General features: G+C 62.2%; 11 protein-coding genes and 1 pseudogene. 2 read left to right on the top strand and 10 right to left on the bottom strand.

Annotated features, from left to right (window positions below):
- Nucleotides 1-80: 80 nt before the first annotated feature.
- From D3879_RS25310 to D3879_RS25360, 10 genes are all read right to left on the bottom strand, one after another.
- Nucleotides 81-1,568 carry an efflux transporter outer membrane subunit gene (locus D3879_RS25310; protein ID WP_119956917.1) on the bottom strand — a complete coding sequence of 496 codons (1,488 nt, stop codon included), beginning with the start codon at nucleotides 1,566-1,568 and terminating at the stop codon, nucleotides 81-83.
- Nucleotides 1,565-4,675 (bottom strand): multidrug efflux RND transporter permease subunit, encoded by a 3,111-nt coding sequence (locus tag D3879_RS25315; RefSeq protein ID WP_119956918.1) that lies wholly within the window; start codon nucleotides 4,673-4,675, stop codon nucleotides 1,565-1,567. Before D3879_RS25315 ends, D3879_RS25310 begins: the two co-directional genes overlap by 4 nt.
- Before the next feature lie 66 nt (nucleotides 4,676-4,741).
- Nucleotides 4,742-7,834 (bottom strand): MdtB/MuxB family multidrug efflux RND transporter permease subunit, encoded by a 3,093-nt coding sequence (locus tag D3879_RS25320; protein ID WP_119956919.1) that lies wholly within the window; start codon nucleotides 7,832-7,834, stop codon nucleotides 4,742-4,744.
- On the bottom strand, nucleotides 7,831-9,153 hold the full coding sequence (locus tag D3879_RS25325; protein ID WP_119957089.1) for an MdtA/MuxA family multidrug efflux RND transporter periplasmic adaptor subunit: 1,323 nt from the start codon (nucleotides 9,151-9,153) through the stop codon (nucleotides 7,831-7,833). Before D3879_RS25325 ends, D3879_RS25320 begins: the two co-directional genes overlap by 4 nt.
- 352 nt (nucleotides 9,154-9,505) lie before the next feature.
- The gene (gene tpx / locus D3879_RS25330) at nucleotides 9,506-10,006 is read right to left on the bottom strand and encodes a thiol peroxidase (RefSeq protein ID WP_119956920.1); all 501 of its coding nucleotides are present in this window, start codon (nucleotides 10,004-10,006) and stop codon (nucleotides 9,506-9,508) included.
- Nucleotides 10,007-10,166: 160 nt separating this feature from the next.
- A complete protein-coding gene (locus tag D3879_RS25335; RefSeq protein WP_119956921.1) occupies nucleotides 10,167-10,652 on the bottom strand; it encodes a cupin domain-containing protein in 486 nt (161 codons plus the stop codon).
- Between the two features lie 162 nt (nucleotides 10,653-10,814).
- Nucleotides 10,815-11,645, bottom strand: a complete 831-nt coding sequence (locus D3879_RS25340; protein ID WP_119956922.1) for a methyltransferase domain-containing protein — start codon at nucleotides 11,643-11,645, stop codon at nucleotides 10,815-10,817.
- Between the two features lie 311 nt (nucleotides 11,646-11,956).
- Nucleotides 11,957-15,643: a translocation/assembly module TamB domain-containing protein gene (locus D3879_RS25350; protein ID WP_119956923.1), complete on the bottom strand. Its 3,687-nt coding sequence runs from the start codon at nucleotides 15,641-15,643 to the stop codon at nucleotides 11,957-11,959.
- Between the two features lie 10 nt (nucleotides 15,644-15,653).
- Nucleotides 15,654-17,381 carry an autotransporter assembly complex protein TamA gene (locus D3879_RS25355; protein ID WP_119956924.1) on the bottom strand — a complete coding sequence of 576 codons (1,728 nt, stop codon included), beginning with the start codon at nucleotides 17,379-17,381 and terminating at the stop codon, nucleotides 15,654-15,656.
- A gap of 79 nt (nucleotides 17,382-17,460) precedes the next feature.
- The gene (locus tag D3879_RS25360) at nucleotides 17,461-18,021 is read right to left on the bottom strand and encodes a GNAT family N-acetyltransferase (RefSeq protein WP_338014913.1); all 561 of its coding nucleotides are present in this window, start codon (nucleotides 18,019-18,021) and stop codon (nucleotides 17,461-17,463) included.
- Here D3879_RS25360 and D3879_RS25365 point away from each other — a divergent pair.
- Nucleotides 17,968-18,305: pseudogene (locus tag D3879_RS25365) on the top strand (exonuclease/endonuclease/phosphatase family protein); the annotation flags it as partial. The gene D3879_RS25360 and the pseudogene D3879_RS25365 sit on opposite strands and share 54 nt — an antisense overlap.
- 471 nt (nucleotides 18,306-18,776) lie before the next feature.
- A complete protein-coding gene (locus tag D3879_RS25370) occupies nucleotides 18,777-20,060 on the top strand; it encodes a CmpA/NrtA family ABC transporter substrate-binding protein (RefSeq protein ID WP_119956926.1) in 1,284 nt (427 codons plus the stop codon).
- The last annotated feature ends 7 nt before the right edge of the window (nucleotides 20,061-20,067 follow it).

Raw genomic sequence — 20,067 nt, forward strand, 5'->3', positions numbered from 1 at the left:
CGCGTGGGAATGCCGCCCGAGACGCTCCGCGTCTCGCTTTCGCGGCTGAAGCAATTCCCACAGGGTCGCCCGGCCCAGCTCTATTCCGACTTTTCCCGCTCCGGCTCGGCCAATTGCGCCACCTGCCAGCCGCCCCCCAAGGCTGCGATCAACTGCACACTGGCGGTCAGACGGCTGCCGAACAGGGTCAAGACGTTGCGTTCGTTGGACAACGCGGTGGTCTGCACCGTGACCACATTCAAGTAGTCGATGGTGCCGGCCTTGTACTGGTTGTTGATCAACCGTAATGACTCACGAGCCGAATCCAGGGCCTCCTGCTGTACGCCGCTCTCCTCCTCTAGCACGTCGAGTTGCACCAGGTAGTCTTCGACCTCGCGAAAGCCGGTCAGCACGGTCTGCCGGTAGCTGGCGACGGTTGCATCGTAACTGGCCTCGGCCTGCTCCACTCGCGAGCGGATCAGCCCGCCATCGAACAGGGTCATGGCGAACTCCGGGCCGATCGACCAATAACGGTTCGGCACCGTGAGCAGCTGGCTGAGGCTGTCATTGCGGTAACCACCGGCCGCGGACAAGGTTAGGTCCGGGTAGTAAGCAGCCTTGTTCACGCCGATCAGGGCATTGGCCGAAATCACCTCGCGTTCGGCGGCGGCAATGTCCGGGCGTCGTTGCAGCAGTTGCGAAGGTACGGCTGCTGGAATCTCCGGCAGGCTAGGCAAGCTGTCCAGCGCTGCCAGGCTGAATTCCGCCGGCGCTACGCCCACCAGCACGGCAATCGCATGTTCCAACTGGGCGCGCTGGTATTTCAAGTCGATAGCCTGAGCCTCGGTGCTTTTCAGTTGGGTGCGTGCCTGGGCGACATCGGACTTGGTGACGATCCCGGCGCGGTATTGGTTCTCGGTGAGCTTGAGCGAGCGGGCGTAAGCCTCGACAGTGGCATCGAGCAGACGCTTTTGCGCATCCAGCACGCGCAATTGCAGGTAGCTCTGCGCCAATTGCGACTGCTGGCTGAGCTTGGTCGCGGCGAGGGTCGCCTTGCTCGCCTGCGCACTGGCGCTGTCGGCCTCCAATTGCCGGCGCAGCTTGCCCCAGAGGTCAAGCTCCCAGCTCACGCCAAGGCTGCTTTGGTAGCTGGTGGAAATGCCGCCGGTGCTGGCGCTGTTGACGGTCGAGCCATCGGCCAGGCGCACGGTGCTGCCGCCAGCGCCCTGGCCCGAGCGGGTCTTGCCGAAGTTCGCCGACAGGTTAGGGAAAAACGACGCGCGCGCGCCGCGCGCCAAGGCTTGTGCCTGGCGGTATTGCGCCTCGGCCTGGGCCAGCGTCTGGTTGGATTGCTGCAGCCGCTGTTGCAGGCCGTCCAATACCGGATCGCCATACAGCTCCCACCAGGCGCCACGGTGCAACGCATCGCTGGGCTCGGCGATACGCCAGCCTTCGGCCTGCTTGAAGCTTGCCGGCACTTCGATACTCGGCTGTTGGTAATCCGGGCCAACGGCGCAGCCTGCCAGCGTGGCGGCAATCGCCACAACCAGGGCCGACGCCTGGGAAAGACGGCATGGATACAGGCTCATAACGGATTCTCCAACGAGGCGTCCGTCCGCACGCCACGACGGCGATTAACCCAGTGGCGCAGACGATCTAGGTACAGGTAGACCACAGGTGTGGTGTACAGCGTGAGCAGCTGGCTGGCGATCAACCCGCCGACGATGGTGATGCCCAGGGGGCGGCGCAGCCCGGCATCGCCACCGACTCCGAAAATCAGCGGCAGCGCGCCCAACAGTGCCGCCAAGGTAGTCATCATGATCGGCCGAAAGCGTTTGACGCAGGCTTCGAGAATCGCCTCGCGCGGGCTCAGGCCCAGGCGGCGCTCGGCCTCCAGGGCGAAGTCGATCATCAGGATGGCGTTCTTCTTGACGATACCGATCAGCAGGATGATGCCAATCAGGGCGATCAGCGTCAGTTCGCTGCGGCAGATGATCAAGGCCAGCAGCGCGCCGACTCCTGCCGACGGCAGTGTTGAGAGGATGGTCAGTGGGTGCACGTAACTCTCATAGAGAATGCCGAGCACGATGTACACCGAGACCAAGGCCAGCACAATCAGCCAGGGCATGTTGTTTTGCGTCTGCTGCACGGCACCGGCGTTACCTTCGAAGCTGGCCTGGATATCCAGCGGCAGCTGCAAGGGCACCAGCGCCGCCATGATCGCGTCCCGCGTTGGGCCGATCAGCGCTTTCGGCGCCAGGTTGAACGACAACGTAATGGCGGCGAACTGCCCCTGGTGGTTGACCGACAGCGGTGCGGTGCTCGGCTCGAAGTGGCTGAACTCGGCCAGCGGCACGCGCTGCCCGGCACTGCCGATGACGTACACCTGGCGGAGGATTTCCGGGCTCTGCTGGTACTGCGCGCCGACTTCCATCACCACGTGGTACTGGTTCAGCGGGTTGTAGATGTTGGCAATCTGCCGCTGGCCGAAGGAGTTGTTCAGCACCTCATCCACCAGTGCCATGTCCACGCCGAGGCTGGCGGCACGGTCACGGTCGATCACCAGCAGGCTTTGCACGCCCTTGTCCTGGGAGTCGCTGTTCAAGTCCACCACCTGGGGCACAGCGCGCATCGCGGCCTCGACTTTCGGCGCCCATTCACGCAGTAGTTTCAGGTCATCGCTGCGCAGGGTGAACTGGTTGCTGGCGTTGCTATCGCGGCCACCCAGGCGGACATCCTGGCCGGCGTTGAGGTACAGCGCCGCGCCCGGTATTTTCGCCAGTTTCACGCGCAGGCGCGCCAACACGGTATTGACCGGGTCACGCTCACCGATGGGTTTCAAGGTGACGAAGAATGAACCGGTGTTGCTCGATTGCCAGCGCCCACCGCCGACAAAGCCTACAACGTTCGCTACCGCCGGATCTTCGCCTAGGATGCTGCGAAAAGCGTCCATCTTCTGCTGTAATGCCTGGAAGGAAATGCTCTGGTCGGCGACCGCGAAACCGCGTAGCCGACCAGAATCCTGTTCGGGCAGGAAGCCTTTGGGCACCACGGCGAACAAGTAGATATTCAGTGCGATACAACCGGCCATGATGACCAGCATCAGCCGTGAATGGCTGAGCGCCCACTCCAGGCTGCCCTGATACCGCCGCATGACACCCTGGAACAAGCGGCTTTCCTTGCGCGACTCAACCTGCCCCCCTGGCTTTTGGTGCGATTTCAGCAGGCGTGCGCAGAGCATCGGCGTCAACGTCAAGGAAACCACCAGCGACACCAGGATCGCCGCCGACAGCGTCACCGAAAACTCGCGGAACAAGCGGCCCATGATCCCGCCCATCAGCAGGATCGGAATAAACACCGCCACCAGCGACAGGGTCATCGACAGCACCGTGAAGCCGACCTCGCGTGCGCCATGGATCGAAGCTTCGAGCGGCGACTCGCCCTCCTCGATCCGTCTGGCGATGTTCTCTACGACCACGATGGCATCGTCGACCACAAAGCCGGTGGCGACGATCAGCGCCATCAGCGACAGGTTGTTCAGCGAGAAGTCGCAGAGATACATCACCGCGAAGGTGCCGACCAGCGACACCGGCACCGCCAACGCCGGGATCAGCGTGGCGCGCGGGCTGCGCAAAAACAGGTAGACCACCAGAATCACCAGCACGACGGAGATCAGCAAGGTGATCTCCGCCTCATCCAGCGAGGCGCGGATGCTCGGGCTGCGGTCGTCCATCACCTTGAGTTTGACCTGCGGCCCGATCAACTCCTGTAAATCCGGCAGCAGCGCGTGGATGGCGTCGGTGGCCTCGATGATGTTGGCACCCGGCTGGCGGGTGACGATCAGCAACACCGCCGGGTTCTTCCCGGAAAAGCCGGCGTTGCGCACGTCCTCCACCGCATTGCTGACTTGGGCAATATCCCCCAGGCGCACAGCAGCGCCCGTTTCGGCGCTGTAATGCACGATCACCGGCAAGTAGTCGCTGGCTTTGCGCAGTTGGTCGTTGGCGTCCACCTGCCACTGTCGCTCATCGCTCTCGATCGCGCCCTTGGGGCCATTCGAGTTGGTATTGGCGACGGCCGTGCGCACGCTATCGAGGGAGATGCCGAACTGGTTCAAGGCATCCGGGTTAAGGTCCACGCGCACGGCCGGCAAGGAGCTACCACCGATGCTGACCTGGCCGACGCCCTTCACCTGAGACAGCCGTGGCGATACCAGGGTCGAGGCCATGTCGTACATTTCACCACGGGTGTAGCTGTCCGACGTCAGCGTCAGCACCATCACCGGCATGTCCGAGGGGTTGGCCTTGCGATAGGTCGGATTGCTCGGCATGCCGCTGGGCAACAGGCTACTGGCCGCGTTGATCGCCGCCTGAACTTCCCGCGCCGCGCCCTCGATGTTCTTTTCCAACTCGAACTGAATGATGATCGTGGTCGTGCCCAGCGAGCTGGTCGAGGTCATATCGCTAATGCCGGAGATCCGCCCCAGCGCGCGCTCCAGCGGCGTCGCCACCGAAGAGGCCATGGTCTCCGGACTGGCCCCAGGCATCGCAGCGTTGACCATGATGGTCGGGAAATCCACCTGCGGCAGCGGCGCCACCGGCAACAGGCTGAACGACAACCAGCCGGCCAGCAGCAACGCCAGGGTCAGCAGTGTGGTCGCGACCGGGCGACGGATAAACGGCGTCGAGAGGTTCATGCCGGCCTACACCCGTAGGGTGGGTTAGCCGCGAAAGCGGCGTAACCCACCCTACGATAAAGCGCCTCATGCGTGCGCCTCTACCGCGCCGCGCTGGCCGAAGCGCCGCGCCAGGCGGTCGAAGGCCAGGTAGATCACCGGCGTGGTGAACAGCGTCAGCACCTGGCTGAGCAGCAGGCCGCCGACCATGGCGATCCCTAGCGGCCGCCGTAATTCGGCGCCGGCACCGGCGGCGAACATCAGTGGCAGCGCGGCGAGCAGCGCGGCCAGGGTGGTCATCAGAATCGGCCGGAAGCGCAGCAGGCTGGCCTGATAGATCGCATCCGCCGGGCTCATGCCCTGGTTGCGCTCTGCGTCGAGGGCGAAGTCGATCATCATGATCGCGTTCTTCTTGACGATGCCGATCAGCAGGATGATGCCGATGATCGCCACGATGCCGATCTCCTCCCCCGCCAGCATCAACGCCAGCAGCGCACCGACCCCGGCCGAGGGCAGCGTGGAAAGGATGGTCACCGGGTGGATGAAGCTCTCGTAGAGAATCCCCAGCACGATGTACATGGTCACCACCGCCGCCAGGATCAGCAGCAGCGTGCTCGACAGCGACGCCTCGAATGCCTGCGCCGCACCACGGAAACTGGTCTGCAAGCCGACCGGCAGGTCCATCTGCTGCTCCAATGCGCGAATCGCCTGCACCGCCTCGCTCAACGCAACGTTTGGCGCGAGGTTGAAGGAGATGGTCGCCGCCGGAAACTGGGCGATATGGTTGATCGCCAGCAAGGTGTGCCGTTCCTCGATGCTCGCCAATGCCGAGAGCCGCACCTGCTGGCCATCGGTGCCGCTGACGTAGAGGTTCTCCAGCGCCTGCGGGCCGAGTTGGAACTGCGGCGCCACTTCCAGCACCACGCGGTACTGGGTGGCCTGAGTGAAGATGGTGGAAATCAGCCGCTGGCCGAAGGCGTTGTACAGCGCGCTATCGACATCGGCCAGGGACACGCCGAGACGTGACGCGCTATCGCGATCGATGTTGACGAAGGCCTGCAAGCCTTTGTCCTGCCAGTCACTGGCAACATCGGCGAGTTCCGGCAACTGTTGCAGCCGCTCGACCAGAAGCGGCACCCACTTGGCCAGCACCTCGGGGTTGGAGTCCTGCAGGGTGAACTGGTACTGGGTTCGCGCAACCCGATCCTCGATGGTCAGGTCCTGCACCGGTTGCAGGTACAGGCGAATACCGTCGACAGCATCGAGTTTGGGTTGCAGCCGGCGGATCACCTCCGTGGCGCTGACATCGCGCTGGCCGTGGGGTTTGAGGTTGATCAGCATGCGGCCGGTGTTCAGCGTGGCGTTGCTGCCATCCACACCGATAAAGGAAGACAGGCTTTCCACCGCCGGGTCATCCAACAGTACCTTGGACAGATCCTGCTGCCGCGCCGCCATGGCCTGGAAGGAGATCGACTGTGGCGCCTCGGCAATGCCCTGGATCACCCCGGTGTCCTGCACCGGGAAGAAACCCTTGGGCATAAAGGCGTAGAGCAGCCCGGTCAGCACCAGGGTGCCGATGGCGACCATCAGGGTCAGCGGTTGATGGCGCAGAACAATCTTCAAGGCGCGGCCGTAACGCTCGATCATGCCTTCGATGACGCGGCCGGCCGCACGGGCGAAACTCCCTTGCTTTTGCTCGGGGATGTGACGCAGCAGCTTGGCGCAGAGCATCGGCGTCAAGGTCAGCGAGACGATGCCGGAAATCAGGATCGCCACCGCCAGGGTGATGGCGAATTCGCGGAACAGCCGCCCCGCGACGTCACCCATGAACAGCAGCGGAATCAGCACGGCGATCAAGGAAAAGGTCAGCGAGATGATGGTAAAGCCGATCTGCTTCGAGCCCTTCAACGCGGCCTCCAGCGGGCCGTCACCTTGTTCCAGATAACGGGTGATGTTCTCCACCATGACGATGGCGTCGTCGACCACGAAGCCGGTGGCGATGGTCAGCGCCATCAGCGACAGGTTGTTGACCGAGAAACCGGCCAGGTACATCACCCCGAAGGTGCCGATCAGCGACAGCGGCACCGCCAAGCTGGGAATCAACGTGGCGGAGAAATTGCGCAGAAACAGGAAGGTCACCATCACCACCAGGCAGACGGCCAGCACCAACTCGAACTGCACATCGGCGACCGACGCTCGGATGGTCGTGGTGCGGTCAGTCAGCACCTTTACTTCAAGGCTACCCGGCAGGCTGGCTTGCAGCTGCGGCAGCATGGCCTTGATGCGGTCGACCACCTCGATGACATTGGCGCCCGGCTGACGTTGGATGTTCAGCACCACCGCTGGCGTCGTGTTGGCCCAGGCAGCGAGGCGGACATTTTCTGCATCGTCCTCGACACTGGCAACATCCCGCATGCGCAGCGGCGCGCCGCTCTTGTACGCCACCACCAGTTCTCGATAAGCCGAGGCGGATTTGAGCTGGTCGTTGGCATCCAGGGTCGAAGCCCGGGTCGGGCCGTCGAAACTGCCTTTCGGGCCGTTGAGGTTGTTGTTCGACACCGTGCTGCGCAGGTCATCCAGGCTCAACCCGGCGGCAGCCAGGGCGATCGGATTGGCGCGAATGCGTACCGCCGGGCGCTGCCCACCGCTGATGCTGACCAAGCCGACGCCGGAAATCTGCGAGATTTTTTGCGCCAAGCGGGTGTCCACCAGATCCTGTACCTGCGGCAACGTCAGATTTGTCGAGGTCACCGCCAGCGTCAGGATTGGCGCATCGGCCGGGTTCACCTTGCTGTACGAGGGCTGGTACGGCAGGTCGTTGGGCAGCAGGTTCTGCGCGGTGTTGATTGCCGCCTGGACCCCCTGCTCGACCACATCCAGGTCGCTTTCCAGGGTGAATTGCAGGGTGATCACCGAGGCTCCGCCAGAGCTGCTGGACGACATCTCGTTCAGGCCGGGGATCTGCCCGAGTTGGTTTTCAAGCGGTGCGGTCACCGAGGACGTCATGATCTCCGGGCTGGCGCCGGGATACAGGGTGACCACCTGGATCGTCGGATAATCCACTTCCGGCAAAGCTGAAATCGGCAAAAAGCGGTATGCAATGATCCCCGCCAGCAGGATCGCGACCATCAACAAGGTGGTCGCGACCGGCCGCAGGATGAACGGGCGCGACGGATTCATTGCGCGGCCCCGGTCTTACCCTCTGTACCTTGCGATGTAGCGCTTTGAGAGGCGCCATCGCCCTGGCCGAACGGCTTCTGCCCGGCTTCTTCGCCCTGGTCTTTCTGCACTTGCTCAGCCGCGGCGACACGTACCGACATGCCATCGCGCAGGCGGTCGGTACCTTCGATTACGACCTGCTCTGCGACTGCCAGGCCCTTTTCCACCACAACTTTTTCGCCTTCGCTGATACCCAGGGTGATCGCGCGCTGGCTGACTTTGTCGCCTTCGCCGAGCACATACACATAGGTGCCGTCATTGCCTCGCTGCACAGCGTTAGCCGGGATCAGCAGTACGTCATGCAGGGTCTCGGCGAGCAGGCGCACGTTGACGAACTGATTGGGGAAAAGCGAGCGATCGGCGTTGTCGCCGCTTTTATTAGCAAATTGGGCTTTGAGCTTGACCGTGCCGGTGGTGGTATCGATCTGGTTGTCCACGGCGATGAGCTCACCCCTAGCCAGGGTCAGGTCCTTATTGCGATCCAGCGCCTCTACCGGCAACGCCTGGTTGGCGTTGAGTTGGCGCACCACGGTTCCGAGTTGCTGTTGCGGCAGATTGAACACCACGGCAATCGGCCGCACCTGGGTGATGACCACCAGCGGCGTGGTATCGCTGGAGCTGACCAGGTTACCGACGTCGACCTGGCGCAAGCCCAGCCGGCCGCTGATCGGCGCGCGAATCTCGGTAAACGCCAAGTTCAGCTTGGCATCATCCACCTGACCCTGATTAGTCTTCAGGGTGCCCTCATATTGACTGAGCAAGGCCGCCTGAGTGTCCAGCGTCTGTTTGGCGATGGAGTCTTCGGCATACAGGCCACGGTAGCGTTCGAGGTCGATCTCGGCGTTTTTCAACTGCGCCCGGTTTTGCTGCAACGTGCCCTCGGCTTGTGCCAACGCGGCACGATAGGCTCGCGGGTCGACCACGGCGAGCAAGTCGCCAGCCTTCACTTCCTGGCCCTCGGTGAACAGCACCTTGACCAATTCGCCACTGACCCGGGGCTTGATATTCACGGTATTGAAGGCGGTCACGGTGCCGAGCGCGTGGTAATGCACGTCAAGATCGGCGCGTTCTACCTTGCTGACACTCACGGTCATTCCGGCTACGCCACCGGGCAGTCCCATCCCCGGCCGCCCTCGTACCTTGCCCTCGTCGGACGAGGCCGAACCAGTCGGGGTGGATAGCCAGATGACCAGCAACACCACGCCGGCAAAAGCGGCGGCGGTGATTAACCAGGGGCGAAGTGTGCTGAAGGTGAAAGCTTTACCGGTATGCGAGCTCATGGTCATCGTCGATTACTAGATTCGAGCCCGAACGATAAGCACTGTGAGGCCCGGCGGAAAGCCTCTTTACCGGCTTTTTACTTAACCCTGACTTTTACCAATGCCGAGCTGGGCTGCCGCTCGTTGTAGGAGCTAGCTCTGCTAGCGAATGCAGGCAACGCAAAGGCTTCGCGAGGCCGCAGCCGTTCCCTACGGCTTGCGGCATTCCCCACATCCATGTGGGTCACAGGTTCGCTACGGGGGCGGCGTTGCTCTCAGGGTTTTGCGCAGCAGCCAACTCAGGCAGAGCCAAATGAAAACGGCCTGGAAGCCAGGCCGTTCAAAGTGTTGCAGCTTGTTACTTGAGAGCGTGTTACTTGAGAGCAGCTACAGCAGCCTCATAGTTTGGCTCGCTGCCGATCTCGGCAACCAGCTCGCTGTGCAGCACCTTGTCGTTCTCGTCCAACACTACCACTGCACGAGCGGCAACGCCGGCCAGCGGGCCGTTGGCGATAGCGACGCCATAGTTCTTGAGGAATTCGGCGCCGCGCATGGTCGATAGGTTGACCACGTTTGCCAGGCCTTCAGCGCCGCAGAAACGCGCTTGGGCGAACGGCAGGTCAGCGGAAATGCACAGCACCACGGTATTGGCCAGTTTGCTGGTTTCGGCGTTGAACTTACGCACGGAGGTGGCGCAGGTCGGGGTATCGATGCTTGGGAAAATGTTCAGCACCTTGCGCTTGCCGGCCAAGCTGCTCAGGGTTACATCGCTTAGATCGGTACCAACCAGGCTGAATGCCGGGGCTTTTTGGCCAGCTTGCGGCAGCTCGCCGTTGACTTGTACAGGGGTGCCTCGCAGGGTTACTTGAGCCATGAACTGAATCCTTCTTATGAGGTTAGTGAGGGGGCATGAGTTAAACACGAAAGGGCTAACGAGCCTATGAAAAGCCTCGCTGAATGAGGCTTTTATCAGTGCTTTGGGGGCGCTTCAGACTGATGACGCGCCCCTCTCGAATCGGCAGTTAGGCCGATGGCTATTTCTTTCTGGGGTCCTCCGCCGGATTGAGGTAATTGATGCCCCAGGGGCCGGTGCCGTGAATCTGAATGATCGCCCCGTCATCACCAGTGAAGGCGAACATGGGCATGCCTGTGGGCATCATGGTGACACCGCCTGCCGGATAGGCTCTGGCTTTGGCAGGTTCGAACGTCTCGCCGATGCCCAAATGGAAGGTTCCCGACAGCACGGTGACCCGCTCGAAGATGGGATGGGTGTGGGTTGCAATCTTGGAGTTGGGTGGCAGCTTAATGCGGAAGGTGAACGGCACGGCTTCCTTCAGATCGCCTTCCAGAACGGCCATCTTGACGCCAGGTCCGATGGCGGGGGCATCGACCCACTTAACTTCGGACGGAATAATCGAAACGTGGCCTTCCATGACCGGTTCTGCTGCCAATGCCGGAGCCGCGATAAGCGCCCCTAGAGCGAGCACGGTTGAGGCTGTAATAGCTTTTGCTGCGTTCATTTTCTTCACCTCTGCGATCGAGCAATTTGCCGCCCCCTCCCAAGGCCGGTAGTGACCCCATGAAAATCCCGGCCCTAACACTCAAGCTCTAGGCTCTGTTGACGCAAGCGAACGCGCCACGCCTTGTTGGACCGCCTGCCTAGCGCTTCACCCTCACCACCATTAGGAGACCCAAGCGGACTCGGTGCCGCCCGGCTTGGTGGCCGTGACTATGAGGGTTGGCATCGCGAAAGCGACCGCGCCGTCGGTCGTCACAAACGCTCGGAGCGCCTGCTCAGCTTCCTTCTGTAGCAGCTCGAACTGCGCGTCGTCGAGCATGCCGCCAAGCGTCCACACGCACGCCCGCTCGGTGGAGATCATGGATTTGATCGAGGCGAAGCGAACCGTTCCCAAGTGCTGCATGACTTTCGCCTCGGCAACCTCCGCCTCGCGACAAATGGTAAGCAACAGTTCCGGATCACCGAGCACGAAGGGCGCGCGGAACGCGTCCGCCACGCTATCGCCGAAAAGCCGTTGCAACAGCTCGGCGAGCGCGGCGTAGCCGGGCGAATGCTCGAGCGCATCGCACACGGCGACGGCCAGTCGCCCGCCCGGCCGCAGTACCCGCAGCATTTCCCGCAGGGCGGCACGCCGATCCTCGAAGAACATGAAGCCGAACTGGCTGACCACCGCATCGAAGCTTTCGTCCGGGAAAGGCAGCGCCTCGGCCCGCCCGACCTGCCACTCGACCCGCGCGCTCTTGCGCCGGGCCACCGCGAGCATCTCTTCGTTGGGGTCGAGGCCCACGACCGCCCCGCCGGGCCCGACGATCTCGGCCGCAGCGCAGGCAAGCACACCAGTGCCACAGGCCACATCAAGCACCCGCTCACCCGGTTCTATGCCCGCCTCGGCCGCGACCCGCCGCCCCCACTGCTGAAACAGCGCCGGGACGAAAAATTCCTCATACACCTCGGCAGGCGAGCGGGTGACTCGCCCTTTTTCGCTCTTGCTCATCTGACACCTCCTTCACCACCTGGCCATCGCAGCTAACAAGGGGGCGGCCTGCTCGTCGGTTAGCGCTGGATAAACCGCCATTGCGAGGTAGCCTGGACACTCGACCTATGGCTAGCGTCCCAACATAGCCACCCCTGAGGGTGGCGCACCTCCGGTTTTCAGGGAACCTCGATAGCGGTATTGCGATATTCAGGACGAGTTGACCAGATGATTGAGAAGGAATAGCAGCTCACTGCGCCACACGCATGACCACTGGTCCACCGAGGCCAAAAAACCGGCCCGCTCCTACGGGGTTTGGCCCAGCCTATGGGCTAGAAATCGCGCTTATAGAAAATATCGAGAGAACTGGCCACGCCGCTCGCCGCTTCCAAATAAAGCTTTTTGGTCAGTTCGTAGCGCAGGGCGATGCTACTCGCGGGCTCGAACACGCCAACGCCGTAACGCAGACTCAGACGCTCCGACAGATTGCCGCTGGCCACCACGCTGGTATTGACCCCAGTGCCGCCGGTGTCCAACTGGAAGTCCTGAATCCCCAGCCGCTGCGCTAACCCGCCGGTAATCGATGAGCTGCCCGCCAGCCCCAAGCCCAGCGCGGCTCCGGCGAGCATATTGTTATCGCCGCCACCGCTGTTCAGCGGACGACCCAGCACCAGATAGGACAAAGCTTGCTCCTCGCTCATCGCTGGTTCGGAGAAGACCACGGTTTTCGGTTGCTCGGCATTACCGCTGATGCGCAGCCCGGCCGTCACGGCGTCGACTTTGCGAATCGCCTCGATATCCAGATAAGGCTGATCGATGGGGCCCGCGAACAACAGCCGTGCGCGGCGAATGTTCAAGCGCTGGCCGTAAGCCCGGTAGCGGCCATTATTCAGGTTCAGCTCACCGCGGCTATCGAGGTTGTCGCCGATATGCAGCTCGCCGACCAGATCGGCGTTCAGACCGAAGCCGGCGAAGCTCAGCTTGTCGCGCCCGACGTCCACGTCGATATCCATCGCCATGCGCAAGCGAGGCTGGCCTTGCTCGGCTTGGCTGCCGACTATCACCGCGTCATCGGAAACCTTGACCGTCGAGGGTGGCAACTCGCGGATCTCAATCTTGCCGCGTGGCACCAACACCTTGCCGGCCACGGCCAGGCGCTCGCCCTCCATGCGCACGGTCAGATCGGATTCAACCTCCAGATTGGCATAGGGCTCGACACTGACCGGCAGGCGACTGCCCGTGATGTGCATCTCGACATCCAATGCATCGCCCCACGCCAGCTGCCCGGTAACCTTGCCCTGCCCGTCTTTACCGCTACGCCAAGCACCGTCGAGTTGCAGGCTCTCCCCGGCTATTGACGCTTGTAGTTGGAGCGCGTCAAGACTGATCGGCAATTCGCTGCCAGCGACTACGCCATCAGCCAATGCCAGCCGACCGTTGACCTTGGGCGCCAGCAGCCCACCGGAGAGCGTGCCGCTGCCATTCAGGTGACCGGCCAAGCGCTCGACCATCGGTACAAAAGGCCGCGCAATCGCCAGATCCAAACCGCTCAGGTGAAACTCGCCAGTTAGCGGCTTGCTAGTTGGTCGTGGGTCGATCTGCGCTTGTAGCAGCAACTCGCCCAACTGCGGGCCATGGAAGTCCAGCCGAGTGTCGATACGCTGTGGGCGCAAGGTGCTGTCCATTGTGAGGCGGTCATAGGGGAAATCCAGCCACTGGCCCTTATCGCGCAAGCGCAAGGTGCCGCTGCCCGCATCGACCAACACGCGGCCGTTGGGGCCGGTCGCTGGCAAATCGAGCTTTAGGTCGGCGTTGAGCTGGCCTTGCCAGGCGAAATCATCGGGGAACAACTGAGCCAGGCTGTCCAGCGGGAAATTTCTCAACTGATAACGCAGGCGCGGTTCGGGCAGCAGACGCTGGTCCTCGCCGCAGAGGCTGGCCTCGCCAGAGTTCCAGCAATGCGCGCCGACGTTCACTCGGCCATCCGCCAGGCGTTCCAGCTTCGCCGGATGCTGCAATGTCCAGTTCTGGCCGCCACTCTGCAGTTCGCCACTGGCCAGCCGGCCGCGCCAATTCAGGCCTTTAAGCGCGTCACGCTCCAGCTTGCCATTCAGGTCGAGACTCAGCTGCAGTTGCGGCCCTTGTAGACTCAGATCGAGTTGTTGCTGACGGCTATCACCCCGGCCCGTCGCGCTGAAGCGGCCGAGAGAGGTATCCCCCGCATGAATACCCGCGCCGTTCAGTTCAACTTCACCACGTTGCTGGCGATCAAGCTTGGCTGCCAGCGTGAGGCTTCGAATGCGTTTATCGGCAAGCGCCAATTGCTGCCCTTGCAGATTCAACTGGCCCTGCGGAGCCTGCAGGGTGCCGGCCAGATCTAGGCGGCCGCTGAGCCGACCGGACAGCTGCGGCCATAGTTGGCCAAGCTGCGGCAGTGCCAGGTCGAGTTGACCCGCCAAGTGCTGGTCGAGACTGCCGGCGCCTTTGATCTGGTTATCGCCGAGGCGCACGTTAAGCCCAGCTACTGTCCACTTCTCAGCGCAGCCCTCGGCTTGTGCCTGAATCAGGGCCGGTTGACCGCGCAGGCGGCCTTTGAGGTTCAGGTCAGCCATCAGGCGCAGTTGCTGGTTTTTGTACTCGCCTTTGCTACGCAGCGGCCCAGCCAGCTCTCCGGGTAACTCGGCGAGCCAATAGGCCGGATCGAGATCACTGAAATCGATGGCGGTATCCCAGCCAAGGCCTTCGGCAAAGCGCAGGGTCAACTGACCGTTGGCCTTACCCTGCCCGGCCAGCAGTTGCAGCTCGGGCAGATGTACCTGAGTCAGATTGCCGCTCAACCGGCTGACCAAGGTGAAAGCCCCCGCGGGGCCATCCAGAGCGGCATTGAAATTGCCCAGGTAGTTGCCGCCCTGGTAATGCACTTCGCCTTTGAAGGTGCGCAGCGCCACCGGCGCTTCGTCCAGGGCCGGAAAGAGCCGACGCCAGGGGAAGTCCTGCCAGTCGAGCTTGGCATCCAGGGTAAGACTTTCACGCCAGTCGAGCGCGCCACTAACGCTCAGGTGCTGCTCTGGGCTGGTGCTGAGCTCCAGCGCCGCGATCTCGGCGCCCTCGGCATCCACCCTGCCCTGCAACGCCAGCGCAACGGCACCACCCTCTCCCGGCAAGCTGGCAGTGCCCTTTACTTGGTAGCCCGCGTTTAGATCGCCGTCGGCGGTCAGTTCGACCTGCTTGAGCACCAGCGTTTCGGCTAAGTCCGCCGCGACCTTGAACGCATTGACACTAATGCGGGCCTTGGCTGGCAGGTTTTCCGCCAGCGGCTGTACCTCACCACGCAGGTTGCCTTGCAGATAGCCGCTGCTGTCAGCGCTCAGGCTGAGGCTTTTCAGCAGGTCGCCATTGACCTGCAAGGCCAACTGCCACGGCTGATTGTCGGGTGCAGGTAGCGTCAGCGAACCTTCGGCATTCAGTGGCCAGGCGCCTTGCGGTTGTAGTGTGCCGTGCAAATCGACCAGCAAGCGGCCATGTTGCAAGCGCAGGGAATCGAGTTGCAGGCCGCTGGCCGCCCAATGCGCCGCCAACTGCAGGTCACGCAACTGCTCGCTGCCGTTGAGCAGCAGGCTGCCGACTTTGACTTCATCCAGTTGCAGCGCCAGCGGCAGCTTCAGGTCTGGCAAGCTCAGTGGCTCGCTGCTTTCTTCGGTACTGGGCGCAAACTCGAGCAGCACCTGTTCGGCCACAACCTGGTCGAGGCACAGCGTCAGCTTGGCCAGACACAGCGGCGACCACTCGAAGCGCGGCGCTTTCACCTCGACGCGATCCGCCTCTTGCTGCCAGATCAGTCGATCGGCGCTCCAGCGCCCGCCCAGATGCCCGGAAAAATTCTCCACCTGCAAGCCTGGCACCAAGCCCAGAACCCAGCGGCTGCCAGAGGTCGTAGCAAGAACGCTGGTCAGCACCAGTAACAGCAGCGCCAGACCGCCGAGCAGCGCCCAGGCAACGGCTTTCAGCCCAAGCCTCATAGCTCTTGTCTCATAGCTCTGGCCCCATGGAGAAGTGCAAGCGTATGCCGCCGTCATCATCCAGCGCATGCGCCAGATCGAGGCGCAGCGGCCCGACCGGCGAGACCCAGCGGATGCCCAGGCCGACGCCGGTTTTCAAGGTAGGAAACTCCAACGAGCGGAAGGCGTTGCCCTGATCGACGAAAGCGGCCACTCGCCAGCGTTCGGCAATCGAGTATTGATACTCAAGGCTGCCGGCGAACACATAACGCCCGCCAATGCGGTCACCCTCCGAGTTTTCCGGCGAGAGCGTCTGATAGTCATAGCCCCGCACGCTTTGGTCGCCGCCGGCAAAGAAACGCAAAGAGGGTGGAATTGAGCCGTAGTCATCGGTTGCCGTACCGCCCAGTTGCAGGCGGCCGAGCAAGCGATGGTTCTGCCAAAGGGTGGTCAGGCCCTTGAGCATGGCCGTGCCATACAACAGGTTGGCGTCGGAGAGCAGCCCCTCCTTGGCCGCCGAGGCGTCGAATTGCAAGCGGTAGCCGTTGTGCGGATCGATCTGATTGTCACTCTGGAGATAGGCGTAGCTGACACCGGGCATCAGCAAGTTGCTCAAGCCGTTGTCATCGCCTAAACGGTATTCCTCACGCTGAAATTTCAACGAGAGCACCTGCTGCCAGCCGCTGTCGAGTTTGCTGTGCCATTCCGGGCCAACGGTAAGGAGTCGGCTGAGGCTGTCGGTATCGGCGAACTCTTCATATTGATAGCCGCCGGCGAAGCGCAGCTTGTCAGTCAGCGGCGGATCGAGGGGAATGTCATACCACAGGCCGATGCTTTGCCGCGGTGCCGACAGCTCCATTTCCGTACCGTAACTGTGGCCTTGTGGGTTGGCCCAGTGCCGCGTCCAGTTAGCCTTGCCACGCGGACCGACGTCCGTGGAAAAGCCCAAGCCAAGCCCCATGGTCCACGGCTTGCGCGTGCTTAGTTGCACCTGTACGGGAATTTGCTGGTTGAGCGCCTGAGCGGGCGCGGCGTCTACCCGCACCGTTTCGAAATAACCGCTGCCTTGCAGGCTCTGATAAAGCTCGGCGATCAACTCGGAGTCGTAGGCGGTATTAGCTTTGAACGGCACCATGCGCTGCAGCAACTCTTCATCGAAAGGCGCATCACCGGCGAACTTGACCGGGCCCAGCACGTAACGCGGGCCGCTGTCATAGATCAGCTCAATGTCCGCCACGCCCCCCTCTGGGTCGATAGCCAGGCGCTGGCTGCTGAAACGACCACTGAAGAAACCGTAGCGCGAGGCCTGATTCTGGATCAGCCGTTTGGCATCTTCATAGCTACCGTGGTTGAGCACCGCACCCGGTTTCAGTTGCGTGCTCTTGGGTAGACGAAAAGTCTTGAGCTGAGCCGCCGGCCCATCAATACGCACGGTGACATTGCGCAGGTGCACGGGCTCACCCGGCGTGATCGAAATGATCAAGCTCAGGTTCCTGCCGGTTTTGACTTCGCTGTCGATCTGCGCCTGGTAATAACCCAGCGCCTCTGCGGCCTTACGAGCCTGCACCTCGGCCCCACGTCGAAAACGCTGCAAGGCAGCCTCATCGCGGTCGCCGACGCCACCGACATAACCTTCAACGTTGGCTTTAAGCGTCGAATTGGCCGGTTTGATCCGCACGTCCAGCTGGCTTTGCGCCAGGGCTGCCGAGCTGATGGCCAGGAGCGCAATCGACAGCCAGATCTTTCCTTGAAAATTCATAGCCGCGGATGCTAACACGAGCCGAGCCGCATTCCAGGAGCCTGTCTGGCAAGGGACTCTTCAGCCCCCAGAGGAGCATTCAGGCACCGGCCGGCACGGCTGGTTGCGGGTTGGGATGAAAGAACACGTGCTCGATGATCGGTCCAACCGCCACCTCACCGATCTCCTCGTAACCCTGGCGCTTGTAGAACTCCAGGTAGCGCGGATTGCCGGTATCCAGCACCACGCCTTGCGAGCCGGCATCCTCGGCGCACCAGTTGTGCAGCGCTTCGAGTAACTGCTCGCCAAGGTGTTTACCCTGAAACTCCGGGTGCACCCCCAGCAGTGGCAGCACGTGATACGGCCCCGGCGGCAGGCAGGCAAGCACCGCGTGGTGATACTCCAGATAGCGCTTGGTGCAGCGCACACCGGTAGTCAGCAGCATGCGCAACCGCCAGCCCCAGCTTTCGGTGATGTCCAACCGCCGTTGTGGTGGCGCAATCAGCGCGAGGGCCACCAGACGATCATTAATCAACAGACCGATGGTCGGCAGTTCTTCGGCGAAATGCTGTTGCACCAGTTCGCGCATGGTGGACCGCACGCGCTGGCCGACGTCGAGGCCCTCGGTTACCAGGTGCATTACCACGGACAGAAAGGCCACTACGGCGTCGCCCTACTCTCGCGCCAAACCCCGCTGGCCTTGCATAAAGGCTTTCCCGGCGATGAGGAAGATGCGCAACGGCGCTTTATCTGGGGCACCGTTTCAGCTGGTTCGACTACCGCAGCCGGGGCTTCGAAGACGAGCCCAAGCGCGGCCTGCGTATCGATGTGATCCTGACCTCCAATGCTCTCCAGTCGCGGATCAAAGCCGCCGGCGTGGACTACGACCTGCGCGCCATGGAAAAACCTTCCGACCATGCGCCGATCTGGCTGGAGCTGAGCTGAAGCCCAGTTCGTAGGGCGGGTTAGCCAAAGCCGTAACCCGCCGCACACCTTTACTGGCCGGATAACCGAGAGCAGTAGTTTTCACCCAGCCTGCTATGCCCGCGATTAGGGCGACCAACGACCATCACCGCTCCGCCATGATGCAAAAAACCAAGCAAGTGGCGCTGCGGCCTGGGTGGCATCCAGAGAAATAATCAAGATTACATACTTGCTGTAAGTACATGATTTAAAACATACAAAATCCTATTCTAGATTTTACTTCAAATCGGATTCAGTGCCTAAAACTGCAGTCCTGGCCGAGCCCTAGGGCAACTTGGCAAGCCCCTTGCAATTCCTTTTTCAAGATTCTTGCGCAGCACACCAACGGCGGTGGGCCGCGGATCACGGACAACGGCGTCCGCTGGATGACTCTCGTTTTGGGAGCTATCTGGCGGCGCCGTTTTTGTTTTGCACTCTTGAAAGGAAAACACCATGTCTGATCGTGATTCGAATGACCCGCTGAACAACAGCCGTCGCCATTTCTTGAAAAAATCCATCGCCGCCGCCGGCACCCTCGGAGGGATTGCCGCCCTGGGCCTGTCCGCGCCCAGCTTTATGCGCAGCGCCGCCTGGGCCGCCGGCTCCGACGCCCCGGAAAAAGCCGCGCTGAAGGTCGGCTTTATCCCGCTGACCGACTGCGCCTCGCTGATCGTCGCCGCCACCCAGGGTTTTGGCGAAAAATACGGCTTGAGCATCACCCCGAGCAAGGAAGCCTCCTGGGCCGGCGTGCGCGACAAGCTCAATACCGGCGAGTTGGATGCTGCCCACGTGCTGTACGGCATGATGTACGGCGCGCAACTGGGCGTTGCCGGGCCGCAGACCGACATGGCCGTGCTGATGGGCCTGAACCAGAACGGCCAAGCCATCACCCTCTCCAAACAGCTGAAAGAAGCCGGCGTGACCAACGGCGAGCAGCTGGCCGCCCACGTGAAAAAAGGCGGCGCGCCGCTGACGTTCGCCCAGACCTTCCCTACCGGCACCCACGCCATGTGGTTGTATTACTGGCTGGCCAGCCAGGGCATCAACCCCCTATCGGACGTGAAAACCATCACCGTGCCGCCACCACAGATGGTCGCCAATATGCGCGTCGGCAATATGGACGGCTTTTGCGTGGGCGAGCCCTGGGGCGCACGGGCGATCTTCGACAAGATCGGTTTTACCGCCACCACCACCCAGCAGATCTGGCCGGATCACCCGGAAAAAGTCCTCGGCGCCACCCGCGCCTTTATCGAGCAAAACCCCAATACCGCACGGGCCCTGATCATGGCCATCCTCGACGCCAGCCGTTTTATCGAAGCCAGCGCGGAAAACAAGAAAAGCACCGCCAAGCTGATCGCCGGCAAGGCCTACGTCAACGCTCCGGTGGACGTGATCGAGCAACGCTTTCTCGGCAACTACGAAGACGGTCTCGGCAACAGCTGGCAGGACAAACACGCCATGGCCTTCTGCAAGGGCGGCACGGTCAACTACCCCTACCACTCCGACGGCATGTGGTTCATGACCCAGTTCCGCCGCTGGGGCCTGATCAAGGAAGACCCGGACTATGCCGCCATCGCCGGCAAAATCAACCAGACCGCGCTGTTTAGCGAAGCGGCCAGCGCCCTGCACCTGCCACTGCCGAGCAGCGTCATGCGTTCCAGCACCCTGCTTGACGGCAAGGTCTGGGACGGTTCCAACCCTGCCGCTTATGTCCAGTCCTTTGCGATAAAAGCCTGAGGCCCGA

This window comes from Pseudomonas cavernicola (genome assembly GCF_003596405.1).
Classification (GTDB): domain Bacteria; phylum Pseudomonadota; class Gammaproteobacteria; order Pseudomonadales; family Pseudomonadaceae; genus Aquipseudomonas; species Aquipseudomonas cavernicola.